Below are 21,322 nucleotides of genomic sequence, written 5' to 3'. Positions count from 1 at the left end.
GCGTTTCTCAGGCCGCGCGGGCGGCGAGGGGCGCCGCGATCAGCCTGCTACCATCGTGGCCTGATATATCGGCCTCGACGATCTCACCCGGTGCGCCCGTGCCGAGTGCGGCAAGCGTAAAACCCTCGGTGCGGCCAAGGCCGTCGCGCTCGATCAGGATCGACTGACGCGTACCGGTGAGCGACGACAGATGCCTGATATACGCAACTTCACCGGCGGCGCGCAGCCGGGCGGCGCGCTGCTTGACCAATTCGCGGCGGAGCTGGGGCATGCGCGCGGCAGGCGTGCCTTCGCGTGGGCTGAACGGGAAGACGTGGAGATGGGTCAGGCCACACTCCTCGACGATTTTTTCCGAGTTCTCGAACATTTCGTCGGTCTCGGTCGGGAAGCCGGCGATGATGTCGGCGCCGAAGACGATACCGGGGCGCAGCTTGCGCACATCCTCGCAGAAGCGGATCGACTGGTCGCGCAGATGCCGGCGCTTCATCCGCTTCAGGATCATGTCGTCGCCCGACTGCAGCGACAGATGCAGATGCGGCATCAGCCGCGGCTCGGTGGCGATGGCGTTGAGCAGATCGTCGTCGGCCTCGATCGAATCGATGGAGGACAGCCGCAGGCGCTTCACGTCCGGCACCTGTTTCAGGATTGTTTTCACCAGCCTGCCGAGCTTCGGCGCGCCCGGCAGATCGGCGCCGAATGATGTCATGTCGACGCCGGTCAGAACGATCTCGGCATAGCCGTTGCCGGCGAGCCGCTTGACCTGCTCGACCACGGCGCCCATCGGCACCGAGCGCGAATTGCCGCGGCCGTAGGGAATGATGCAGAAGGTGCAGCGGTGGTCGCAGCCATTCTGCACCTGGACGAAGGCGCGTGCCCGGCCCTCGATGGCGTCGACCATGTGGCCTGCGGTCTCACGCACCGAAAAGATATCGTTGACGCGTGCCTTTTCGGTGTCGTTGACGCCGAAATCCGGCAGTGCGCGATAGGAGTTGGCCTTCAGCTTCTCTTCATTGCCGAGCACGAGATCGACCTCGTCCATGGCGGCGAATTTTTCAGGCTCGGTCTGCGCGGCGCAGCCGGTGACGATGATGCGCGCCTGCGGGTTGTCGCGGCGCGCCTTGCGGATCGCCTGCTTGGCCTGGCGCACTGCTTCGCCTGTCACGGCGCAGGTGTTGAAGATCATGGCGCCACCTTCCAGCGCGCCCAGACCGGCACTTTCAGCCTCGCGCCGCATCACCTGCGATTCATAGGTGTTGAGCCGACAGCCGAAGGTGACGACATCGATGCCCTGGGACATCGGGCTCTTGGGCAGAGCGGACATCAGGCCGCGCTTTCGGTGTCGCGGGCCCATGTCCCGTTCGACGGGTCGAAGCTGCCGGAAAATTCCCATTCGGCGGCGCCCGTCAGGACCACGTGGTCATCGTCGCGCCATTCGACATGCAGCATGCCGCCGCCGGGGGTCAACAGACTGACGCTGCGGCCGGTCCGGTTGGTGCGGGCAGCGGCCACGACGGCGGCGCAGGCGGCCGAGCCGCAGGCCTTGGTCAGTCCGGCGCCGCGCTCCCAGGTGCGGATGATCATCGTTTCGGGCGAAGTAACCTGAGCGATGGTGATGTTGGCGCGCTCGGGGAACATCGGGTGGTTCTCGAGCAGCGGGCCGAAGCGGTCGAGCTCATAGGACCAGACGTCATTGTCGACCCAGAAGATGGCGTGCGGATTGCCCATCGAGACGACCGAGGGTGAATGCAGCACCGGCGCGTCGATCGGGCCGATCTGCAGCTCGATCATCCGGGTGTCGCGGAACTCCTCGGCCAGCGGGATATCCTGCCAGCCGAAGCGCGGCGTGCCCATGTCGACCGAGATCGAACCGTCGGCATGTTCGCGCGCATTGAGGATGCCTGCCACGGTTTCGAAGGTGAAGATCTTCTGGCCGGTCTCGGCGGCGAGCGCCTGGACGACGCAGCGCATGCCATTGCCGCAGGCCTGGGCGCTGGTTCCATCGGAATTCAAGATGTCGATGAAAAAGGCGGTGCCCGGCGTCCTGGCGTCATGGATCGCCATGATCTGGTCGAAGCTGGTCGCGGCATCGGCATTCAGCGCAATCGCCGCCGCCGCCGTCACCCGATCGGCACGGCCACGCATATCGGCAACGATGATCTCGTTGCCGATGCCGTTCATCTTGGCGAAAGGGGCGGTGCTGGCCATTGCTCCGAAAAATTCCGTATCCGTTTGGCGCTATATGGCGGAAACGGGCAGGAATTACCAGTGCGCAGCCGCTTGGTCACGGCGAAAGCGCCGGACTTACGTGACGGCGAAAATGCCCAGCACCATCAGCAGGAAAATGATCAGAACGATGCCGATAAGGATGCGCGCACCGGTGGCGGCGGCACCTGCCAGCGCCGGCATGCCGAGCAGACTCGCCGCCGCGGCGACGATCAGGAGAACGACGATCCATTTGAGCATGGCAATGCCTCGCAAACCGGCAGATTTTTCAACCACATGAAAACGCGGTTGCCGCGCTGGGGTTCCGTCGAAACCGATCAGGGCGCTATGTGCTCCGGCACATCCCATACCTCACCCGGCCGCAAGGCGCGAAAGCGCTCGCGGGGGATGCCTTGATCGTCAAGCGCCTCGGTCAATTTGCGCGCCGGCTCGTCGATCGGCTCGTCGGTGAGCTGGAAAGTGCCCCAGTGGCAGCCGGCGGCATGGGCGGCATTGCACAGCGCCATGCCTTGCACCGCCTCCCAGGGGTTCTGGTGCTGCGGCGCCATGAACCAGCGCGGCTCATAGGCGCCGATCGGCAGGATGGCGAAGCGGAAACCGCCATGTTTCTCAGCCATCAGCCGGTAGTTGATGCCATCGTGGAAGCCGGTGTCGCCGGCGAAATAGAGCTTGCTGTCAGGCATTTCGACGACGAAGCCGGCCCACAGCGCCATGCGCCGGTCGCGGGCGCCACGCGCCGACCAGTGATGCACCGGCTCGACATGGACGGCGGCGCCATTGCCGATCTCGACCCTGTCGCCCCAGTCATGCGCCGACAGTCGCATGCCGGGCACGGCGGCTTCGATGATGGCGTCGTTGCCGAGCGGAGTGAGCACCAGCGGGTCGTGGCCGGCCTTCAGCCGCTTCAACGTGGCGAGGTCGAGATGGTCATAGTGGTTGTGGCTGACCAGAACGAGGTCGATCGACGGCAGGTCGGCAAAGGCGATGCCTGGCGCATTGATGCGTTTTGGTCCGGCGAAGGAAAGCGGCGACGCGCGCAGCGACCACACCGGATCGGTAAGAATGTTCAGACCGGCCGTCTGGACCAGCAAGGTGGAATGACCAACCATGGTCACTTCCAGCGCAGCGCCCTCGACCCGAGCCGTCGGTTTCGCCTGCGGAAAGGGACTTGCATCGCTCGCCGGCCATTTCGAGCGCTGGCCATTCAACTGCCATTTCAGCAGGTCGGCGAAACGGCCGGGTGGCTGGCCGTCGGGATTGAAGAACAATGCGCCGTCGAAATGGTCGCTGGGCGGGCCGCTGTAATAGCGATTGGCGGCAGTCTTTCTCGCGGCCAATTTGCGGCTCCAGCAGGGTTTCGTTTCCAGACATAGGCGCTAAGGCGGTTCGCGCAAGCGTCCACCGACGAAGTGTTGACCGGAATTCCCAAGCGACGGGCGACAAGCGGTCAGCCGTCCCCATTGCGATAAAATTGCAACACTTCTGGCTGCAAACTGTATTTTAACCATATCGGGTTGAAATTTCGCCACCTTCTCCATCTTGGTGGGGGTGAGATTGTGCGGACGGCTTCCCCCCAGCCGGATCCGACGGAGGTTGGAATGACTTTTTCGAAAACCGGTCTGGTGGCCGTATCGCTGGCGGCGCTCGTTGCGAGCGGCTGTTCGACCTCACGTTTTTCCTCGATGGATGACCAGCAGCCGGCACCGCTGGAGGCCGCGCCCGCCGGCAAGGTGACGGCGAACCAACTGCCGCCGCCGGCATCGCCCGGCACCACCGACCCTTCGCAATTCCCGACCGCTCCGGCGAACACGCAGGTCGCCGCGCTGCCTTCGGATGGTTCGGCGCCGGCCGGCGCTTCGGACGTGACCGCCGCCAGCGTCGCCGGTGTCTGGAACGCCAGCGTTGCGGGCCAGAGCTGCAAGGTGGCGACACCGCAGACCAAATTCGGCGCCGGCTTCCGCGCCGGTCCGCTGCATTGCCCGGCGCCGATGGACGGCATCAAGTCGTGGAACGTCGCCGGCAAGCAGCTGACGCTCTATGACGAGAGCGGCGGTGCGCTGGCGCGGCTCTATTCCTCGGGCGGCTCGAAATTCGACGGCCAGACTTCCAACGGCCAGCCGATTTCGCTTACGAGATAGTTTTTGTTTTACGCAATTCCGGTTCCCGGAATCGCTCCAGAACGACGTGACCGATGCATCTGCGTGACGGCCTCCAGACCCATGCGACCGTTAGGCAGCGCTACGACCATCTGGTGGAAACCGGTACGATCGACCGCGATCCGGCGCAGGAACGGATCGTTGCGGCGCTCGACCGGCTGACCGATGAGATCTCGGCCAAGCGGCTGGCGCATAAGTCGAGCGCGCTGGGCTGGCTGTTCGCCCGCAAGCGCGAGACGCATGAGGCCGTCAAAGGCCTCTACATCCATGGCGGCGTCGGCCGCGGCAAGACCATGCTGATGGACATGTTCTTCGACTTGCTGCCGGTGCGGCGCAAGCGCCGCGTCCACTTCAACGACTTCATGGCCGACGTGCAGGACCGTATCCAGAAGCACCGGCAGGCGCGCAAGAATGGCGACGTCAGGGAAGACGATCCGATCCCGCCGGTGGCCAAGGCCCTTGCCGAGCAAGCCTGGGTGCTGTGCTTCGACGAGTTCTCGGTCACCGACATTGCCGACGCGATGATCCTGTCCAGGTTGTTTTCGGCGCTGTTTGCCAGCGGCGTGGTGCTGGTCGCCACCTCGAATGTGGCGCCGGAAAACCTCTACAGCGACGGGCTGAACCGCCAGCTTTTCCTGCCCTTCATCGGCATATTGGAGCGGCACACACAGGTGCTGGCGCTCGATGCCGACAAGGACTACCGGCTGGACAAGCTCGCCCGGACACCGGTCTATGTGACGCCGGCCGACGCGGCGGCGGACCAGCTACTCGACGAGGCCTGGCAAGCCATGACGCGGGGCGCGCCGACCGCCGAGACATCGATTGCCCTCAAAGGGCGGCAGGTGATCGTGCCGCGTGCGGCGGGCGATGCGGCGCGGTTCTCCTTCGCCGATCTCTGCGAGAAGCCGCTTGGCGCGCGTGATTTCCTGGCGATCGCCGGGCGCTTCTCAACCATTTTCATCGACCACGTCCCGGTGCTCGGCGAAGGCAAGCGCAACGAGGCCAAGCGCTTCATCCTGCTGATCGACACGCTCTACGACCATCGTATGCGGCTGGTGGCGAGCGCCGAAGCGCCGCCGCAAGCACTTTATGCAGCCAAGCGCGGCGTCGAAGTCTTCGAGTTCGAGCGCACCGCATCGCGGCTGATCGAGATGCAAAGCCGCGACTGGCTGGAGGATTGGGCGGAGCGGCAGAAAGGAAAGCCGGCGGTGTCGGAAGCGTCGCAGGCGCAGGCCTAAAGAAAGCAATTGGCAGCTTAGGCGCCCCGCTCATTCCTGCTTCGTTGAAGATTGGCGAAATCGCGTGGCAATCGATCTCCCCCCTTGAGGGGGGAGATGGCCGGCAGGCCAGAGGGGGTTGGTTCGACCGGGCGCGGCACAGATGGCGCCAGCGCTTCACGCGCGGCGACCCCCTCTGTCGCCTTCGGTGACATCTCCCCCCTTGCGGGCAGGGCTATCGCACATGGATTCTTGCGAAGAAGAACCCCCACCCTAACCCTCCCCACAAGGGGGAGGGAACGCTGCCGCGTGCCTTTAATTCTTCTTGGCGCCGAAAAGACAGGCGATGCTCCTGGGCCAGCGCCAACGGAAGTCTCCCTCTCCCTTGTGGGGAGGGGTTAGGCGTGGGGGTACGTGCCGGGCAGACATCTCAGGAATTCCATATGCGATAGCCTGCCCTCAAGGGGGAGATTTGGCGACCGCCATCACAAGGGCGTCATCGCCTGCATCCAGCCTTACGATTTCCATCTTCGTCGGCTATTTCTTCCCAAGTCGGCTTACAAACTTTGACGTTTACGTAAATCCCAAATGATCTAACCGATTGAAAATACTGACACCAAAATAATCGTTTGAATTCTTTCCGTGCCGGGGCTATTGGGTGCGGCGAAAATTCGCGGTTCCCCGCAGCATTCCGGCCTCTTCTTCGACGCCGCCATCAAATCACCAGAGATTTGAGACGTCGTCACCGACAAAGGGAAAACATCCTCACATGGCACGCAACAAGATAGCGCTTATCGGCTCTGGCATGATCGGCGGCACGCTCGCTCACATGATCGGCCTCAAGGACCTCGGCGACGTGGTGCTGTTCGATATTGCCGAAGGTATCCCGCAGGGCAAGGGGCTCGATATCGCGCAGTCGTCGCCTGTCGATGGCTTCGACTCCAGGCTCACCGGCATCAACGACTATGCCGGCATCGAAGGGGCCGACGTCTGCATCGTCACCGCCGGCGTGCCGCGCAAGCCCGGCATGAGCCGCGACGACCTTCTGGGCATCAATCTCAAGGTCATGGAACAGGTCGGCGCCGGGCTGAAGAAGTATGCGCCGAAGGCCTTCGTCATCTGCATCACAAACCCGCTCGACGCCATGGTCTGGGCGCTGCAGAAATTCTCAGGCCTGCCCAACAGCCATGTCGTCGGCATGGCCGGCGTGCTCGACAGCGCGCGCTTCCGCTATTTCCTGGCCGAGGAATTCAAGGTCTCGGTCGAGGACGTCACCGCCTTCGTGCTCGGCGGCCACGGCGATTCCATGGTGCCGATGATCCGCTATTCGACGGTATCGGGCATTCCGCTGCCCGACCTCATCAAGATGGGCTGGACCTCGAAGGAGAAGCTCGACCAGATCGTGCAGCGCACCCGCGACGGCGGCGCCGAGATCGTCGGCCTGCTCAAGACCGGTTCGGCCTATTACGCGCCGGCCGCTTCGGCGATCTCGATGGCCGAAGCCTATCTCAAGGACAAGAAGCGCGTGCTGCCCTGCGCGGCGTATCTCTCCGGCCAGTATGGCGTCAAGAACACCTATGTCGGCGTTCCCGTGGTGATCGGCGCCGGCGGCGTCGAGCGCATCATCGAGATCGAACTCAACAAGAGCGAGCAGAAGATGTTCGACTCCTCTGTGGCGACGGTGCAGGGCCTGACCGAGGCCTGCGTCAAGATCGCGCCGCAACTCGCCTCCAAATGAATCTCCAGTAAGTGAACCCCCAGTCGATCCGGAGACCATCCAGATGAACATCCATGAGTATCAGGGCAAGGCGCTGCTGAAGAGCTTTGGCGCGCCGGTGGCCGAAGGCGTGCCGGTGTTCAAGGCGAGCGAAGCGGAAGCCGCCGCCAAGGCGCTGCCGGGCCCGCTCTATGTGGTGAAGAGCCAGATCCATGCCGGCGGACGCGGCAAGGGCAAATTCAGCGAGCTCGGCCCGGACGCCAAGGGCGGCGTGCGGCTGGCGAAATCGGTGGCCGACGTCATCGCCAACGCCAACGAGATGCTGGGCAACACGCTGGTGACCAAGCAGACCGGTCCGGCCGGCAAGCAGGTCAACCGCCTCTACATCGAAGACGGCGCCGACATCGAGCGCGAGCTCTATCTGTCGATCCTGGTCGACCGTTCGGTCGGCCGCATCGCCTTCGTCGTCTCGACCGAGGGCGGCATGGACATCGAAGCGGTCGCCCATGACACGCCCGAAAAGATCATCACCGTCGCCATCGATCCGGAAAAAGGCGTCACGGCAGCCGACCTGAAGGCGCTCAACGGCGCGCTCAAGCTCGACGGCGATGCGGCCAAGGACGGCGATACGCTGTTCCCGATCCTCTACAAGGCCTTCGTCGAGAAGGACATGAGCCTGCTCGAGGTCAACCCGCTGATCGTCATGAAGAACGGCCGGCTGCGCGTGCTCGACGCGAAAGTGTCGTTCGACAACAACGCGCTGTTCCGCCACCCCGACGTGCTCGAACTGCGCGACACAACCGAAGAGGACGAAAAGGAAATCGAGGCGTCGAAATACGACCTCGCCTATGTCGCGCTCGACGGCAATATCGGCTGCATGGTCAACGGCGCCGGCCTCGCCATGGCGACGATGGACATCATCAAGCTCTATGGCGCCGAGCCGGCCAACTTCCTCGATGTCGGCGGTGGCGCGTCCAAGGAGAAGGTGACGGCGGCGTTCAAGATCATCACCAGGGATCCGGCGGTCAAGGGTATCCTGATCAACATCTTCGGCGGCATCATGAAGTGCGACATCATTGCCGAGGGCGTCATTGCCGCGGTCAAGGAAGTCGGGCTGGAAGTGCCGCTGGTGGTGCGCCTGGAAGGCACCAATGCCGAGCTCGGCAAGAAGATCATCAACGACAGCGGCCTCAACGTGGTGTCGGCCGATGATCTCGACGACGCAGCCAAGAAGATCGTGGCGGCGGTGAAGGGCTGAGCGGATGCCTCCGCGCAAGATAAACCTCGTCGAGGCGGCCGATCGGACCATCAGCAAGGTTTTCGATCCGCATATCGCCGGCGACGTCAACGACAGCCAGGCGAAGGTCGCCAAGTTCGGCGAGATGTTCGACTGGCATGCGCATGACAATGAGGACGAAGCCTTCCTCGTGCTGCGCGGGCGTATCGCCATCGATTTCTGCGACGGTCCGGTCGAGCTCGGCGAGGGCGATTTCATCGTCGTACCGCGCGGTGTCGAGCACCGGCCGCGTTCGCTGACCGCGGAACCCGTGGTGCTGATGTTCGAGCCGGCAACGACGCTCAACACCGGCAATGCCAAAAGCGACCTCACCGTCGCCGACCTGAAGCGGCTGTAACGAACTTGCGACTGCCACACAGTTACACATATACTGTGTGAAGTAGGCGCAGGAGAAAAGAGAAATGAAGAACATCACTCTGGCAGTCGAAGACGAGGTCTTGGAGCAGGTCAAGCTGACAGCCGCCGAACAGCGAACGACCGTCAACGCCATGGTGCGGGAGTTTTTCTCGGCAGTGGCCGCCAAGCGGTACGCCAAGGACGAGGCACGGCAGGCCCTTCTGCGGCTCGCCCGCGAGGCGGCAGGCGACATGGGTGGCAAGAAATGGAACCGGGAAGCTCTCTATGATCGCTGACTGCTTCCTCGACACGAACATCCTCGTCTATGCCGCCATCGGACACAAGGCCGAGCGCGCGAAGTATGAGCGCGCCGTGGAGTTGATCGCCAAGGAAGACTATTCGACCTCCGCACAGGTGCTGCAGGAGTTCTATGTCAACGTGACCAAGCGAGCTGAGGTCACACTGGCGCCGGCGAAGGCGGCCGAATGGGTCGCCGCGATCTCCATGAAGCCCTGCCAGGATCTGGATAGCGCCGTTGTAATGCGGGGCATCGCGAACGCGCAACGCTACCAGATTTCATATTGGGATGGCGCCATCATCGCCGCCGCCGAGCGCCTTGGCGTCAAGATACTCTACACCGAAGACCTCAACCACGGGCAGTCTTATGGCTCCGTGGTCGCCATGAACCCCTTCCGCAATCACTGATCAGGTCGCAAAAAAATGTCCATTCTCGTCGACAAGAACACCAAGGTGCTGGTGCAGGGCCTGACCGGCAAGACCGGCACGTTCCACACCGAACAGGCGCTGGCTTATCACGGCACGAAAATGGTCGGCGGCATCCACCCGAAGAAGGGTGGCGAGACGTGGACCGGCGCAAAGGGCGAGAGCCTGCCGATCTTCGCCACCGTCGCCGAGGGCAAGGAAAAGACCGGCGCCAACGCCTCCGTCGTCTATGTGCCGCCGGCGGGTGCCGCCGAGGCCATCCTGGAAGCGATTGAGGCCGAGATCCCGCTGATCATCTGCATCACCGAAGGTATCCCGGTGATGGACATGATCAAGGTCAAGGCGCGGCTCGACCGCTCGACGTCGCGGCTGATCGGGCCGAACTGCCCGGGCGTGCTGACGCCCAACGAATGCAAGATCGGCATCATGCCCGGAAACATCTTCCGCAAGGGCTCGGTCGGCGTTGTTTCGCGGTCGGGAACGCTTACCTATGAGGCAGTGTTCCAGACCACCAATGTCGGCCTCGGCCAGACCACCGCCGTTGGCATTGGCGGCGACCCCGTCAAGGGCACCGAATTCATCGACGTGCTCGAAATGTTCCTCGCCGATGACGAGACCAAGTCGATCATCATGATCGGCGAGATCGGCGGTTCCGCTGAGGAAGACGCCGCGCAGTTCCTCAAGGACGAAGCCAAGCGTGGCCGAAGCAAGCCGATGGCCGGTTTCATCGCCGGGCGCACGGCGCCGGCCGGCCGCACCATGGGCCATGCGGGCGCGGTCATCTCCGGCGGCAAGGGCGGCGCGGAAGACAAGATCGCGGCGATGGAATCGGCTGGGATAAAAGTATCGCCCTCGCCGGCGCGGCTAGGCACGACGCTGGTCGAGGCGATCAAGGGTTAAGGCAGTAAGGGAGTAGGGCAGTATGGCAGTAGGGGAATAGGAAGAACGGGACGAGCGGCGGCAACCGCCTGCTTTCCCTACTGCCTTACTCCCCTACTGCCCTACTCCCCTCCAAAAACAGGAGACGGAGCCAGGCTCCGCGGACAAAAATGGCAAGACAAGATCAGGCCAACGACCAATTTTCGCTCACCTCATTCCTCTATGGCGGCAACGCCGATTACATCGACGCGCTCTACGCCGCCTATGAGGACGATCCCGCCTCGGTCAATCCCGAATGGCAGGAGTTCTTCGCCGGGCTGAAGGACGATTCCGGCGATGTGCGCAGGAACGCCAACGGCGCCTCATGGGCCAAGCCCTCCTGGCCGCTGCAGGCCAATGGCGAACTGGTGTCGGCGCTCGACGGCAATTGGGGCATCGTCGAGAAGACGATCGAAAAGAAGGTCAAGGACAAGGCGGTCACCAACGGCGTCGTCCTGTCCGATGCCGACGTGCACCAGGCGACGCGCGATTCGGTGCGCGCCATCATGATGATCCGCGCCTACCGCATGCGCGGCCATCTGCACGCCAATCTCGATCCGCTCGGCATCGCCAAGCCGCTCGAGGATTACAACGAGCTGTCGCCGGAGAACTACGGCTTCACCGAAGCCGACTATGACCGGCCGATCTTCCTCGACAATGTGCTCGGGCTTGAATTCGGCACCATCCGGCAGATGCTGGAAATCCTGACCCGAACCTATTGCTCGACGCTCGGCGTCGAGTTCATGCATATTTCGGACCCCGAGGAAAAGGCCTGGATCCAGGCCCGCATCGAGGGCGCCGACAAGGAGATCACCTTCACCGCCACCGGCAAGAAGGCGATCCTGCAGAAGCTGGTCGAGGCCGAAGGCTTCGAGCAGTTCATCGACGTCAAGTACAAGGGCACCAAGCGCTTCGGCCTCGATGGCAGTGAAGCGCTGATCCCGGCGCTGGAGCAGATCGTCAAGCGCGGCGGCCAGCTCGGCATGAAGGAGATCGTGCTCGGCATGGCGCATCGCGGCCGGCTGAACGTGCTCTCCCAGGTGATGGCCAAGCCGCACCGCGCCATCTTCCACGAGTTCAAGGGCGGCTCGGCCGCACCCGACGAGGTCGAGGGCTCGGGCGACGTCAAGTACCATCTCGGCGCCTCGTCGGACCGCGAGTTCGACGGCAACAAGGTGCATCTGTCCCTGACTGCCAATCCCTCGCATCTGGAAATCGTCGATCCGGTGGTGATGGGCAAGGCGCGCGCCAAGCAGGATTACCTGTTCGGCCGCAGCCGCGAGGAGATCGTGCCGCTGGAAGAGCGCGCCAAAGTGCTGCCGCTCTTGCTGCATGGCGATGCCGCCTTCGCCGGTCAGGGCGTGATCGCCGAGATCCTCGGCCTGTCCGGCCTGCGCGGCCACCGCGTCGCCGGCACGCTGCACTTCATCATCAACAACCAGATCGGTTTCACCACCAACCCGCGCTTCTCGCGCTCGTCGCCCTATCCGTCAGACGTGGCCAAGATGATCGAGGCGCCGATCTTCCACGTCAATGGCGACGACCCGGAAGCCGTGGTGCACGCCACCAAGGTGGCGATCGAATTCCGCATGAAGTTCTTCAAGCCTGTTGTGGTCGATATGTTCTGCTATCGCCGCTTCGGCCACAATGAGGGCGACGAGCCGGCCTTCACCCAGCCGATCATGTATCGCAACATCCGCACCCACAGGACGACGGTCCAGATCTATGGCGACCGGCTGATCACCGAGGGTCACATCAGCCAGGCTGAACTCGACCAGCTCAAGGCCGACTGGCGGGCGCATCTGGAATCGGAATGGGAAGTCGGCCAGCACTACAAGCCCAACAAGGCCGATTGGCTGGACGGCGCCTGGTCGGGCCTGCGCACCGCCGACAACCAGGACGAACAGCGGCGCGGCAAGACCGCCGTGCCGGTGAAGACGCTGAAGGAAATCGGCAAGAAGCTGACCGAGGTGCCGAAGAATTTCGAGGCGCACAAGACGATCATCCGCTTCCTCGAAAACCGACGTCAGGCGATCGAGTCGGGCGAAGGCATCGACTGGTCGACGGCCGAGGCGCTGGCCTTCGGCGCCATCCTGCTCGACGGCAATCCGATCCGCCTGTCGGGGCAGGATTCCGAACGCGGCACCTTCTCGCAGCGCCATTCCGTGCTCTACGACCAGCGCGACGAGACCCGCTACATCCCGCTCAACAATCTGTCGGCGGCTCAAGCCGGGTACGAAGTCATCAACTCGATGCTGTCGGAAGAGGCGGTGCTGGGCTTCGAATATGGCTACAGCCTGGCCGAGCCGAAGGCGCTGACCTTGTGGGAAGCGCAGTTCGGTGACTTCGCCAACGGTGCCCAGGTGGTGTTCGACCAGTTCATCTCCAGCGGAGAGCGCAAGTGGCTCAGAATGTCGGGCCTCGTCTGCCTGTTGCCGCATGGCTATGAAGGCCAGGGTCCGGAACACTCCTCGGCCCGGCTCGAGCGCTTCTTGCAGCTTTGCGCCGAAGACAACATGCAAGTCGCCAACTGCACGACGCCGGCCAACTACTTCCACATCCTGCGCCGGCAGCTGAAGCGGGATTTCCGCAAGCCGCTGATCCTGATGACGCCAAAGTCGCTGCTGCGCCATAAGCGGGCGGTGTCGACGCTGCCGGAAATTTCGGGCGAAAGCTCGTTCCACCGGCTTTTGTGGGACGATGCGCAGCTGCTTTCCGGCCAGGCGATCAAGCTCACCAAGGATTCGAAGATCCGCCGCGTCGTGCTGTGCTCGGGCAAGGTCTATTACGACCTCTATGAGGAGCGCGAGAAGCGCGGCATCAACGACATCTATCTGCTGCGCGTCGAGCAGCTTTATCCGTTCCCGGCCAAGGCGCTGATCACCGAACTGTCGCGGTTCCGAAATGCCGAGATGGTGTGGTGCCAGGAGGAGCCCAAGAACATGGGCGCCTGGTCGTTCATCGACCCGTATCTGGAATGGGTGCTGGCGCATATCGACGCCAAGCATCAGCGGGTGCGCTACACCGGCCGTCCGGCCGCCGCCTCGCCGGCGACCGGACTGATGTCGAAGCATCTCGCCCAGCTCGCCGCCTTGCTCGAAGACGCGCTTGGTGAATAGAGAATATCTGGGCGAACAACAGAACCGAAAGAAAACGGACAGGCACAATGGCTACCGAAATCCGCGTTCCCACTCTCGGCGAATCCGTCACTGAAGCGACCGTCGGCAAATGGTTCAAGAAGGTTGGCGATACAATCGCCGCCGATGAACCGCTGGTCGAGCTCGAGACCGACAAGGTGACGGTGGAGGTGCCTGCCGCCGCCGCCGGCACGCTGGGTGAGATCACCGTCAAGGAAGGTGAGACGGTCGGTGTCGGCGCGCTGCTCGGTTCGATTTCGGCAGGTGGCGCGGCCGCCGCTCCGGCAACCAAGCCGCAGGCGGTGTCGCAGGCCTCGTCGCCGGATGCCGCATCGACCGGCAAGCAGGCCGCGGCCGAGACCGCCAAGATTGCCGGCGACGCCGGCCCGGTCGAACCGCGCACCATGCCGCCGGCACCGGCCGCGGCCAAGCTGATCGCCGAAAGCAATCTCTCGGTCGACCAGATCTCCGGTTCGGGAAAGCGTGGCCAGGTGCTGAAAGGCGACGTGCTCGACGCCATCTCCAAAGGCGCGCCGTCACAGCCGGCAGAGACGCCCAAGGCGGCACCTGCACCGGTTGCCGTGCGCGCGCCATCCTCCGGCGACGACGCCTCGCGCGAGGAGCGCGTGCGCATGACCAAGCTGCGCCAGACCATCGCGCGCCGCCTCAAGGAAGCGCAGTCGACCGCCGCCATGCTGACCACCTTCAACGAGGTCGACATGTCTGCGGTGATGGCGCTGCGCACCAAATACAAAGACGTGTTCGAGAAGAAGCACGGCGTGAAGCTCGGCTTCATGGGCTTCTTCACCAAGGCCGTCACCCACGCGCTGAAGGAAATCCCTTCGGTCAATGCCGAGATCGACGGCACCGACATCATCTTCAAGAACTATGCCCATATCGGCGTCGCCGTCGGCACCGAAAAGGGCCTCGTCGTCCCGGTCGTGCGCAATGCCGACCAGATGTCGATCGCCGAGATCGAGAAGGACATCGGCCGGCTGGGCATCGCCGCCCGCGACGGCAAGCTGTCGGTCGCCGACATGCAAGGCGGCACGTTTACGATTTCCAACGGTGGCGTTTACGGGTCGCTGATGTCGACGCCTATCCTCAACGCGCCGCAGTCGGGCATTCTTGGCATGCACAAGATCCAGGAGCGGCCTGTCGTGGTCGGCGGCCAGATCGTGATCCGGCCGATGATGTATCTGGCGCTCAGCTACGATCACCGCATCGTCGACGGTAAGGAAGCAGTGACCTTCCTGGTCCGCGTCAAGGAAAGCCTGGAGGATCCGGAACGGCTGGTGCTTGATCTCTGAGGTCTGGTGCTGATCCGGCTGTTGGAATGCGTGCCGGAGGAAGGGATCTGCGCGGCAGAATGACGACCCGTTCCCTTAGCCTTTCCAAGGTGCTTTCGATCGCATCGATCGCGGCCGGCATGGTGCTGGCCACCGCCGGCGCCCATGCAGCCTGTCCGATCGAGCTCGCCGTCTATGGCGACGCCCAGAGCGGCAGCGAAATCGATTTCACGCCGACCGGCACCTCGGCGACCGTCACCAACAGCTTCCGCATGATCCTCGATAACAATGTGGTGCTCAACGGTATCGTTGTGTGGAACGAAGGCGTGTCGCGGCCGAACGGCGCGCTGATGTACAAATGCCCGGAAGGCGACGTCACCGGCGAGGAGCTTGCTGCCTGCACGCCCTGGCATGGCGTCATCTACACGTCGGATGACAAGGGCAACATCGGACTGCTGCCGGCCGAAGGGGTCGAAGCGCCGAAGACGCTGATCCTGCCGGACCTCGGGCCGGCGTTGCGCCAATCCTCGGCCTATGGCGGCAGCGGGTTTTCGAAAGTGCCGTGGGATGTGTTTGTCTTGAAGGGATGCCAGGAATGAGCGAGGCGAAAAAGGTGCTGCTGGTCACCGGCGGCAGCCGCGGCATTGGCGCCGCGGTCTGCCGGCTAGGATCGAAGGCCGGCTACCGCGTGGCGGTCAACTATGCCTCGAACCAGGCTGCCGCTGACGCAGTGGTCGCCGAGATCAAGGCCGGCGGCGGCGAGGCCTTAGCCGTCAAGGGCGATGTCGGCAGCGAGGCCGATATCGTGGCCATGTTCGAGGCCGTCGACCGCGCCTATGGCCGGCTCGATGCCTTCGTCAACAATGCCGGCATCGTCGACGTCAAGGCGCGTGTCGACGAGATGGACGTCGCGCGGCTGGAGCGCATGATGCGCATCAATGTCGTCGGCTCGTTCCTGTGTGCCCGCGAAGCGGTGAAGCGCATGTCGACCCGTCATGGCGGGGCGGGCGGATCGATCGTTAACATCTCGTCGGCGGCAGCGACATTGGGCTCGCCGGGCGAATTTGTCGACTATGCCGCCTCCAAGGGTGCCATCGACACGTTCACCGTCGGGCTCGCCCGTGAGGTCGCACTGGAAGGCATTCGCGTCAATGCGGTGCGGCCCGGCCTCATCGATACCGAGATCCATGCCTCCGGCGGGCAGCCGGACAGGATAGAGCGGTTCCGCGACCTGCTGCCGATGAAAAGAGCCGGCACGGCTGATGAAGTCGCGGGCGCGGTTCTCTATCTTCTATCCGACGCCGCGTCCTATACGACGGGCGCGATCCTGAATGTAAGCGGCGGCCGCTGAGCGCCAAGCAAAGGGAAACAAACATGGCTTATGACGTCGTTATCATCGGATCGGGACCGGGCGGCTATGTCTGCGCCATCAAGGCGGCGCAGCTCGGGCTCAAGGTTGCGGTGGTCGAGAAGAACGCGACCTTCGGCGGCACCTGCCTGAACATCGGCTGCATCCCGTCCAAGGCCCTGCTCCATGCCTCCGAGATGTTCGCCGAGGCCGGCCACTCCTTCGACACGCTCGGCGTCGAGATATCAGCGCCGAAATTGAACCTGAAGAAGATGATGGCGCACAAGGATGCGACGGTGTCGTCGAACGTCAACGGCGTCGCCTTCCTGTTCAAGAAGAACAAGATCGACAGCTTTCGCGGCACCGGCAAGGTGGTCGCCGCCTGCAAGGTCTCGGTCACCTCCGAGGACGGTAGAGTCGAGGAGATCGAGACCAAGAACATCGTCATCGCCACCGGATCGGATGTCGCCGGCATTCCCGGCGTCAAGGTCGACATCGACGAGAAGGTGATCGTGTCGTCGACCGGCGCGCTGTCGCTGGAGAAGGTGCCCGGCCATCTGGTGGTGGTCGGCGGCGGTGTCATCGGGCTCGAGCTCGGCTCGGTGTGGGCGCGGCTCGGCGCCAAGGTCACCGTGGTCGAATTCCTCGACACCATCCTGGGCGGCATGGACGGCGAGGTCTCCAAGCAGTTCCAGCGGCTGCTATCCAAACAGGGTTTCGAGTTCAAGCTCGGCGCCAAGGTCACCGGCGTCGCCAAGGCCAAGAAGGGTGCCACGGTCACCTTCGAGCCGGTCAAGGGCGGCGCCGCCGAGACGATCGAGGCCGATGCCGTGCTGATCGCCACCGGGCGCCGGGCCTATGCCGACAGTCTCGGGCTGAAGGAAGCCGGCGTCGAGGTCGACGAGCGCGGCCGCGTCAAGACCGATGGCCATCTCAAGACCAATGTCCCGGGCATCTATGCCATCGGCGATGTCATCGCCGGGCCGATGCTGGCGCACAAGGCCGAGGACGAGGGCGTGGCGGTAGCGGAAGCCATTGCCGGCCAGGCCGGCCACGTGAACTATGACGTCATTCCGAGCGTCGTCTACACCAGCCCGGAAATCGCCTCGGTCGGCAAGACCGAGGAAGAGTTGAAGAAGGCCGGCATCGACTACAAGGTCGGAAAGTTCCCGTTCAGCGCCAATGGCCGGGCGCGCGCCATGCTGCACACCGACGGTTTTGTGAAGATCCTCGCCGACAAGCAAAGCGACCGCGTGCTCGGCGTGCATATCGTCGGCTTCGGCGCCGGCGAGATGATCCACGAGGCGGCGGTGCTGATGGAGTTCGGCGGCTCGTCGGAGGATCTCGCCCGCACCTGCCATGCGCATCCGACGATGTCGGAGGCGATCAAGGAGGCGGCGCTGGCCACGTTCTTCAAGCCCATCCACATCTAAAAGGCCAATGCTTCGTCATCCTCGGGTTAAGCCCGAGGATGACGAAGGCACGGTGACACCACTAACCAAAACGGCCCGCTTTCAGCGGGCCGTTCGTATTTGATATCGAACCGATCAGTTGGCCGGTGCGGCAGGAGCCGGCGCTGGAGCCGGTGCGGGCGCTGGGGCCGGTTCTGCAGGGGCCGGAGCAGGTGCAGGTGCAGGTGCAGGTGCAGGTGCAGGTGCAGGTGCAGGTGCAGGTGCAGGTGCGGCTGGCTTCATCGGTTCTGCCGGTGCGGGCGCGGGGGCCGGTGTGCTGGCCGCCGGCGGCTCGGCTGGTGCCGGGTGCTCACCACTTCTTCCGAAAACATAATACGCGACAACCGCCAGAATAACGACGACCAGCGCAATCAGCCAGCCACTACCGCCGCCACCGCTCTGTTTGATGGTGGTGTTGGTGGTGTTGGGATTGAACGGATCGTTTGGATTCGGTGCGTTCGCCATAAAAGTGTCCTCCGTGGATGAAAAATATCAATCAACACCATTCAACGCGCAATCATTGAACTGGTTTCACGCTAGGGTTGGAAAACGCCAAAAACAAGGACAATCCTGCCTTTCCGCAGCCTGAACGGCGTCGTTTCGCCCCGCAGCGCGCCAAGTTTGCGTCTGTTAAGCTCGAATCAGAGGATTTTGCCGTGACAAATCCGTTAGCGCAGGTTGTCCCGAATCACTGCGATGCTCTCGCCGGAGCCCAGTTCGCCGACCGCTATGTGCTGGTCACTGAAGGTCTTTCTTTAACCGCACTCGGCGCGGCGGAACGCGCCTTGGGGCGAACACCGCCCTGGATCGGCAGGCTCATGGCGCTGCGCAACCTTGCCGTCAGGCCGTTCCGGGCTGAAGACGGGCCTGGAAGCTGCGGTGTTGCCGTCGGGCCGGATCGGGATATTTCCGCTCATCAGCCAGTTTCCCGGCAAGGTTGTGCTTGGCCTGGACGACCGACATCTCGATTTCCGGGTCCTGGTCGAAGTCAGGGATCTCGGCATGGGCCGGCAGGAAGTGGCCGCGACGACGATCGTCAAGACGCACAATTGGCTCGGGCGCGCCTATCTCGCGATCATCATGCCGTTCCACCGGATCGTCGTTCCGGCGATGCTGGCCCAGATCAGATAAGGTTACAGGCCTACAGGCGTGACGGTGTAACCGGCCTTGCGGAAATCCTCGACGAGGCCTTCGGGACCGGGAAGGTGGAGGGCGCCGACCGCCATGAAGACGTTGCCCCTGGCAAGGATCGGTTCGGCATGCTCGACCATCACCTTGTTGCGGCTGGTGATCATGGTTTCCTCGAACGCCGCATAGCCCGCGGGGTCGTCCGTGCCGTCGGGCATGGCCACGCGAAACAGCGGCCAGAACAGGCCGGTGTCGCCGCGCTGGTAGAGCACGATCATGGTTTCGTTGATGTCGTTGATCTTATCGCCGAGCTTCAGCGTGTCGACGAGACCCTTCATGTGAAACGCCAGCGGCAGCGAGGCCATGGCCCGCAGCTGGCTTTCAGCCGTCTCCAATCCTTCCACCGGCTTGCCGGAAGCCTTCGCACCTTGGGCCAGCCTGACATCGAGCACCGGGGCGCCGCCTGACTGGCGGGCCAGCTCGCAGGCCGGCAGTGCCATCATGGCCGAGAGCATCCACGGCTTCATCTTGGCAACCGTTGCCGGAGGAATGCCGCGTGCGTCGAGCGCGGCGTTCATGGCCGCCGCATCGTCGGGCGACAGCAGCGACGCCAGCGTCGTCGAATCAGTGAACATCATCAGGTCCGGCTCCTGGAGCATCGCGACCATCATCTTCTGCTTGTCGAGCACGTCGGTGGTTTCGATGACGATGGTGCCGGCGGCGTCATAGGCTTTCTGCGCGTCGGGAGGCAGCGTGGTGACGCGCGGGTCGGTCATATGCATGGTGCCGAACAGGAAGGACGGCTTCTCGCCGGGCTTCTCCAGCTTCCACAACAGGCCCTTGCCGTTCGGTGTCGCTGCGGCTTCCGCTTCGATCTTGCGGTAGGTCGCCGGATCGTTCTTCTGCAAGGCCGACAGCATGTCGGCGCCGGTGCAGGTCGGGATTCCGGCATGCGCCTTGCCGGCCGCGAACAGCAGCACGGCGAGGAACGACAGGAAGAACAAAACATTGAGCGCGACGAGCAGCTTCAGCGACACGGAAGCTGCACGGTCGGCGATGGCGATGACGCGTTTCATGGTTCTGTCTTCATGTTTGACCATGATCTTTTCCGAAAACCGGGTCCCACTTTTCGGGATCATGGTCAGTTCTAGAACCGAAAAGCGGCAAAACGGTTAATTGGTACTGCGAAATTGAAGGGTTCATGCCCGTGGATGGGCTGATTCGTAGATTTCGAGCAGCCTCGCGGTGTCGACGCCGGTGTAGATTTGCGTCGTCGACAGGCTGGCGTGGCCGAGCAGTTCCTGGATGGTGCGCAAGTCACCGCCGCGGCCGAGCAGATGCGTGGCGAAGGAATGGCGCAGCGCATGCGGCGTCGCGGTATCGGGCAGGTTGAGCGCCGAGCGCAGTTTGGCCATGTCGCGCTGGACGATGGCCGGGTTGAGCGGACCGCCACGGGCGCCGCGAAACAGCAGGCCCTTGGGGTCGAGATGATAGGGGCAGAGCCGGCGATATTCGGCGATTGCCCTGAGCGCCACCGGCAGCACCGGCACCAGTCGCGTCTTGCCGCCCTTGCCGGTGACGCGCAGCACGGTGTCGGTCGCCGACGCCAGGTCGGCGCCGGCCAAGCCGAGCGCCTCGGAAATGCGCAAGCCGGAGCCGTAGAGCAGTGTCAGCACAGCGGCGTTGCGGGCCGCGATCCAGGGTTCTTCCGCCAATTGGCCTTCGATGGAAACGATATGCTTGGCGTCGCTCGCCGTCAGCGGCTTGGGCAGCGATTTGGGCTGGCGCGGCGCCCGCAGGGCTGCCGCACCGGCCGCATTGGCGAGGCCGCGCCGCTCGAGGAAACGCAGCAGTGAGCGAATGCCCGCGAGACCCCGGCCCAGCGTGCGGGCACCGGCGCCTGCATTGCGCCGTGCAGCGAGGAAGCCGCGCAGATCGGCCGGGCGCAGATCGGCGATGTCCGAAATGCCGGGCGAGCCGCCGCAATGGCCGGTGAGGAAATGCAGGAACTGGCGCGTGTCGCGCTCATAGGCTTCCACCGTCTTAGGCGACAGCCGACGTTCTCGCGCCAGCATCTTCAGCCAGCTTTCGCGCGCCGCCTGGAGATCGGGTTTGGCCGGGATCAGGAATTCCTGCATGGCGGCATTTTCGGGTATTCGGGTTAGGAAGCGGTGAAGACCCTCATTGAAATGACCGCCGACAGGGGTTAGGAAACCATCGATTGGTGGCAGGTCGCAACCTTGGTGATTGGCTGAAATGCCCGCCCCCTTCGTCATCCTGGGGCGCAGCAGGAGCGAAGCGACGTCGCGGAGACCCCAGGATCCATGCCGTGACCTGCGAGCGTTGCTGCGGTACAGAAGTTACAAATATTCGCGGCGGACA

20 protein-coding genes and 1 pseudogene are annotated in these 21,322 nt (G+C 63.5%); 15 read left to right on the top strand and 6 right to left on the bottom strand.

Annotation, left to right across the window (positions count from 1 at the left end; all coding sequences use genetic code 11):
- Positions 1-7 precede the first annotated feature (7 nt).
- From mtaB to NKH06_RS29315, 4 genes are all read right to left on the bottom strand, one after another.
- A complete protein-coding gene (gene mtaB, locus NKH06_RS29330; protein WP_031213274.1) occupies positions 8-1,321 on the bottom strand; it encodes a tRNA (N(6)-L-threonylcarbamoyladenosine(37)-C(2))-methylthiotransferase MtaB in 1,314 nt (437 codons plus the stop codon).
- Positions 1,321-2,205, bottom strand: a complete 885-nt coding sequence (dapF, locus tag NKH06_RS29325; RefSeq protein ID WP_023811291.1) for a diaminopimelate epimerase — start codon at positions 2,203-2,205, stop codon at positions 1,321-1,323. Before dapF ends, mtaB begins: the two co-directional genes overlap by 1 nt.
- A gap of 96 nt (positions 2,206-2,301) precedes the next feature.
- Positions 2,302-2,463, bottom strand: coding sequence for a DUF1328 family protein (locus tag NKH06_RS29320; protein ID WP_023811290.1), 162 nt, complete (start codon positions 2,461-2,463; stop codon positions 2,302-2,304).
- Between the two features lie 77 nt (positions 2,464-2,540).
- Positions 2,541-3,560, bottom strand: coding sequence for an MBL fold metallo-hydrolase (locus tag NKH06_RS29315; RefSeq protein WP_352894851.1), 1,020 nt, complete (start codon positions 3,558-3,560; stop codon positions 2,541-2,543).
- 261 nt (positions 3,561-3,821) lie between these two features.
- Here NKH06_RS29315 and NKH06_RS29310 point away from each other — a divergent pair, with 261 nt between their 5' ends.
- The 15 genes and pseudogenes from NKH06_RS29310 (at position 3,822) to NKH06_RS29240 (ending at position 18,943) form a co-directional block, all read left to right on the top strand.
- On the top strand, positions 3,822-4,361 hold the full coding sequence (locus NKH06_RS29310; protein WP_023811288.1) for a protease inhibitor Inh/omp19 family protein: 540 nt from the start codon (positions 3,822-3,824) through the stop codon (positions 4,359-4,361).
- 53 nt (positions 4,362-4,414) lie between these two features.
- On the top strand, positions 4,415-5,617 hold the full coding sequence (zapE, locus tag NKH06_RS29305; protein WP_352442574.1) for a cell division protein ZapE: 1,203 nt from the start codon (positions 4,415-4,417) through the stop codon (positions 5,615-5,617).
- A 748-nt stretch (positions 5,618-6,365) separates the two neighbouring features.
- A complete protein-coding gene (gene mdh / locus NKH06_RS29300; RefSeq protein ID WP_013528846.1) occupies positions 6,366-7,334 on the top strand; it encodes a malate dehydrogenase in 969 nt (322 codons plus the stop codon).
- 43 nt (positions 7,335-7,377) lie between these two features.
- Positions 7,378-8,571, top strand: coding sequence for an ADP-forming succinate--CoA ligase subunit beta (gene sucC / locus NKH06_RS29295; protein WP_128304265.1), 1,194 nt, complete (start codon positions 7,378-7,380; stop codon positions 8,569-8,571).
- Positions 8,572-8,575: 4 nt separating this feature from the next.
- On the top strand, positions 8,576-8,947 hold the full coding sequence (locus tag NKH06_RS29290) for a cupin domain-containing protein (RefSeq protein WP_352555109.1): 372 nt from the start codon (positions 8,576-8,578) through the stop codon (positions 8,945-8,947).
- A 64-nt stretch (positions 8,948-9,011) separates the two neighbouring features.
- Entirely contained in the window at positions 9,012-9,242 is a 231-nt protein-coding gene (locus tag NKH06_RS29285; RefSeq protein WP_023811284.1) for a hypothetical protein, read from the top strand.
- Entirely contained in the window at positions 9,232-9,651 is a 420-nt protein-coding gene (locus NKH06_RS29280; RefSeq protein ID WP_127296323.1) for a PIN domain-containing protein, read from the top strand. Before NKH06_RS29285 ends, NKH06_RS29280 begins: the two co-directional genes overlap by 11 nt.
- Positions 9,652-9,666: 15 nt before the next feature.
- A complete protein-coding gene (sucD, locus tag NKH06_RS29275; RefSeq protein ID WP_023811282.1) occupies positions 9,667-10,569 on the top strand; it encodes a succinate--CoA ligase subunit alpha in 903 nt (300 codons plus the stop codon).
- Positions 10,570-10,718: 149 nt separating this feature from the next.
- Positions 10,719-13,706, top strand: a complete 2,988-nt coding sequence (locus tag NKH06_RS29270; RefSeq protein WP_352894848.1) for a 2-oxoglutarate dehydrogenase E1 component — start codon at positions 10,719-10,721, stop codon at positions 13,704-13,706.
- A 47-nt stretch (positions 13,707-13,753) separates the two neighbouring features.
- Positions 13,754-15,034, top strand: coding sequence for a 2-oxoglutarate dehydrogenase complex dihydrolipoyllysine-residue succinyltransferase (odhB, locus tag NKH06_RS29265; protein WP_023811280.1), 1,281 nt, complete (start codon positions 13,754-13,756; stop codon positions 15,032-15,034).
- Positions 15,035-15,093: 59 nt separating this feature from the next.
- The gene (locus tag NKH06_RS29260; protein ID WP_352894847.1) at positions 15,094-15,612 is read left to right on the top strand and encodes a hypothetical protein; all 519 of its coding nucleotides are present in this window, start codon (positions 15,094-15,096) and stop codon (positions 15,610-15,612) included.
- Entirely contained in the window at positions 15,609-16,364 is a 756-nt protein-coding gene (locus tag NKH06_RS29255; protein ID WP_127296321.1) for an SDR family oxidoreductase, read from the top strand. Before NKH06_RS29260 ends, NKH06_RS29255 begins: the two co-directional genes overlap by 4 nt.
- A gap of 23 nt (positions 16,365-16,387) precedes the next feature.
- Complete coding sequence (gene lpdA / locus NKH06_RS29250) at positions 16,388-17,794, top strand: dihydrolipoyl dehydrogenase (protein WP_352894845.1); 1,407 nt, start codon at positions 16,388-16,390, stop codon at positions 17,792-17,794.
- A gap of 125 nt (positions 17,795-17,919) precedes the next feature.
- Complete coding sequence (locus NKH06_RS29245; RefSeq protein WP_352894844.1) at positions 17,920-18,168, top strand: hypothetical protein; 249 nt, start codon at positions 17,920-17,922, stop codon at positions 18,166-18,168.
- A 300-nt stretch (positions 18,169-18,468) separates the two neighbouring features.
- A pseudogene (locus tag NKH06_RS29240) lies at positions 18,469-18,943 on the top strand (DUF2867 domain-containing protein).
- 2 nt (positions 18,944-18,945) lie between these two features.
- Here the strand turns inward: NKH06_RS29240 and NKH06_RS29235 are convergent.
- Complete coding sequence (locus NKH06_RS29235; RefSeq protein ID WP_352894856.1) at positions 18,946-20,016, bottom strand: TraB/GumN family protein; 1,071 nt, start codon at positions 20,014-20,016, stop codon at positions 18,946-18,948.
- A 123-nt stretch (positions 20,017-20,139) separates the two neighbouring features.
- On the bottom strand, positions 20,140-21,078 hold the full coding sequence (locus NKH06_RS29230) for a tyrosine recombinase XerC (RefSeq protein WP_128304260.1): 939 nt from the start codon (positions 21,076-21,078) through the stop codon (positions 20,140-20,142).
- Between the last annotated feature and the right edge of the window lie 244 nt (positions 21,079-21,322).

The organism is Mesorhizobium sp. M1342 (assembly GCF_040317955.1).
Taxonomy (GTDB): Bacteria; Pseudomonadota; Alphaproteobacteria; order Rhizobiales; family Rhizobiaceae; genus Mesorhizobium.
Note: the sequence above shows the minus strand (reverse complement) of the source record. Positions and strands in the feature narration are given on the sequence as shown.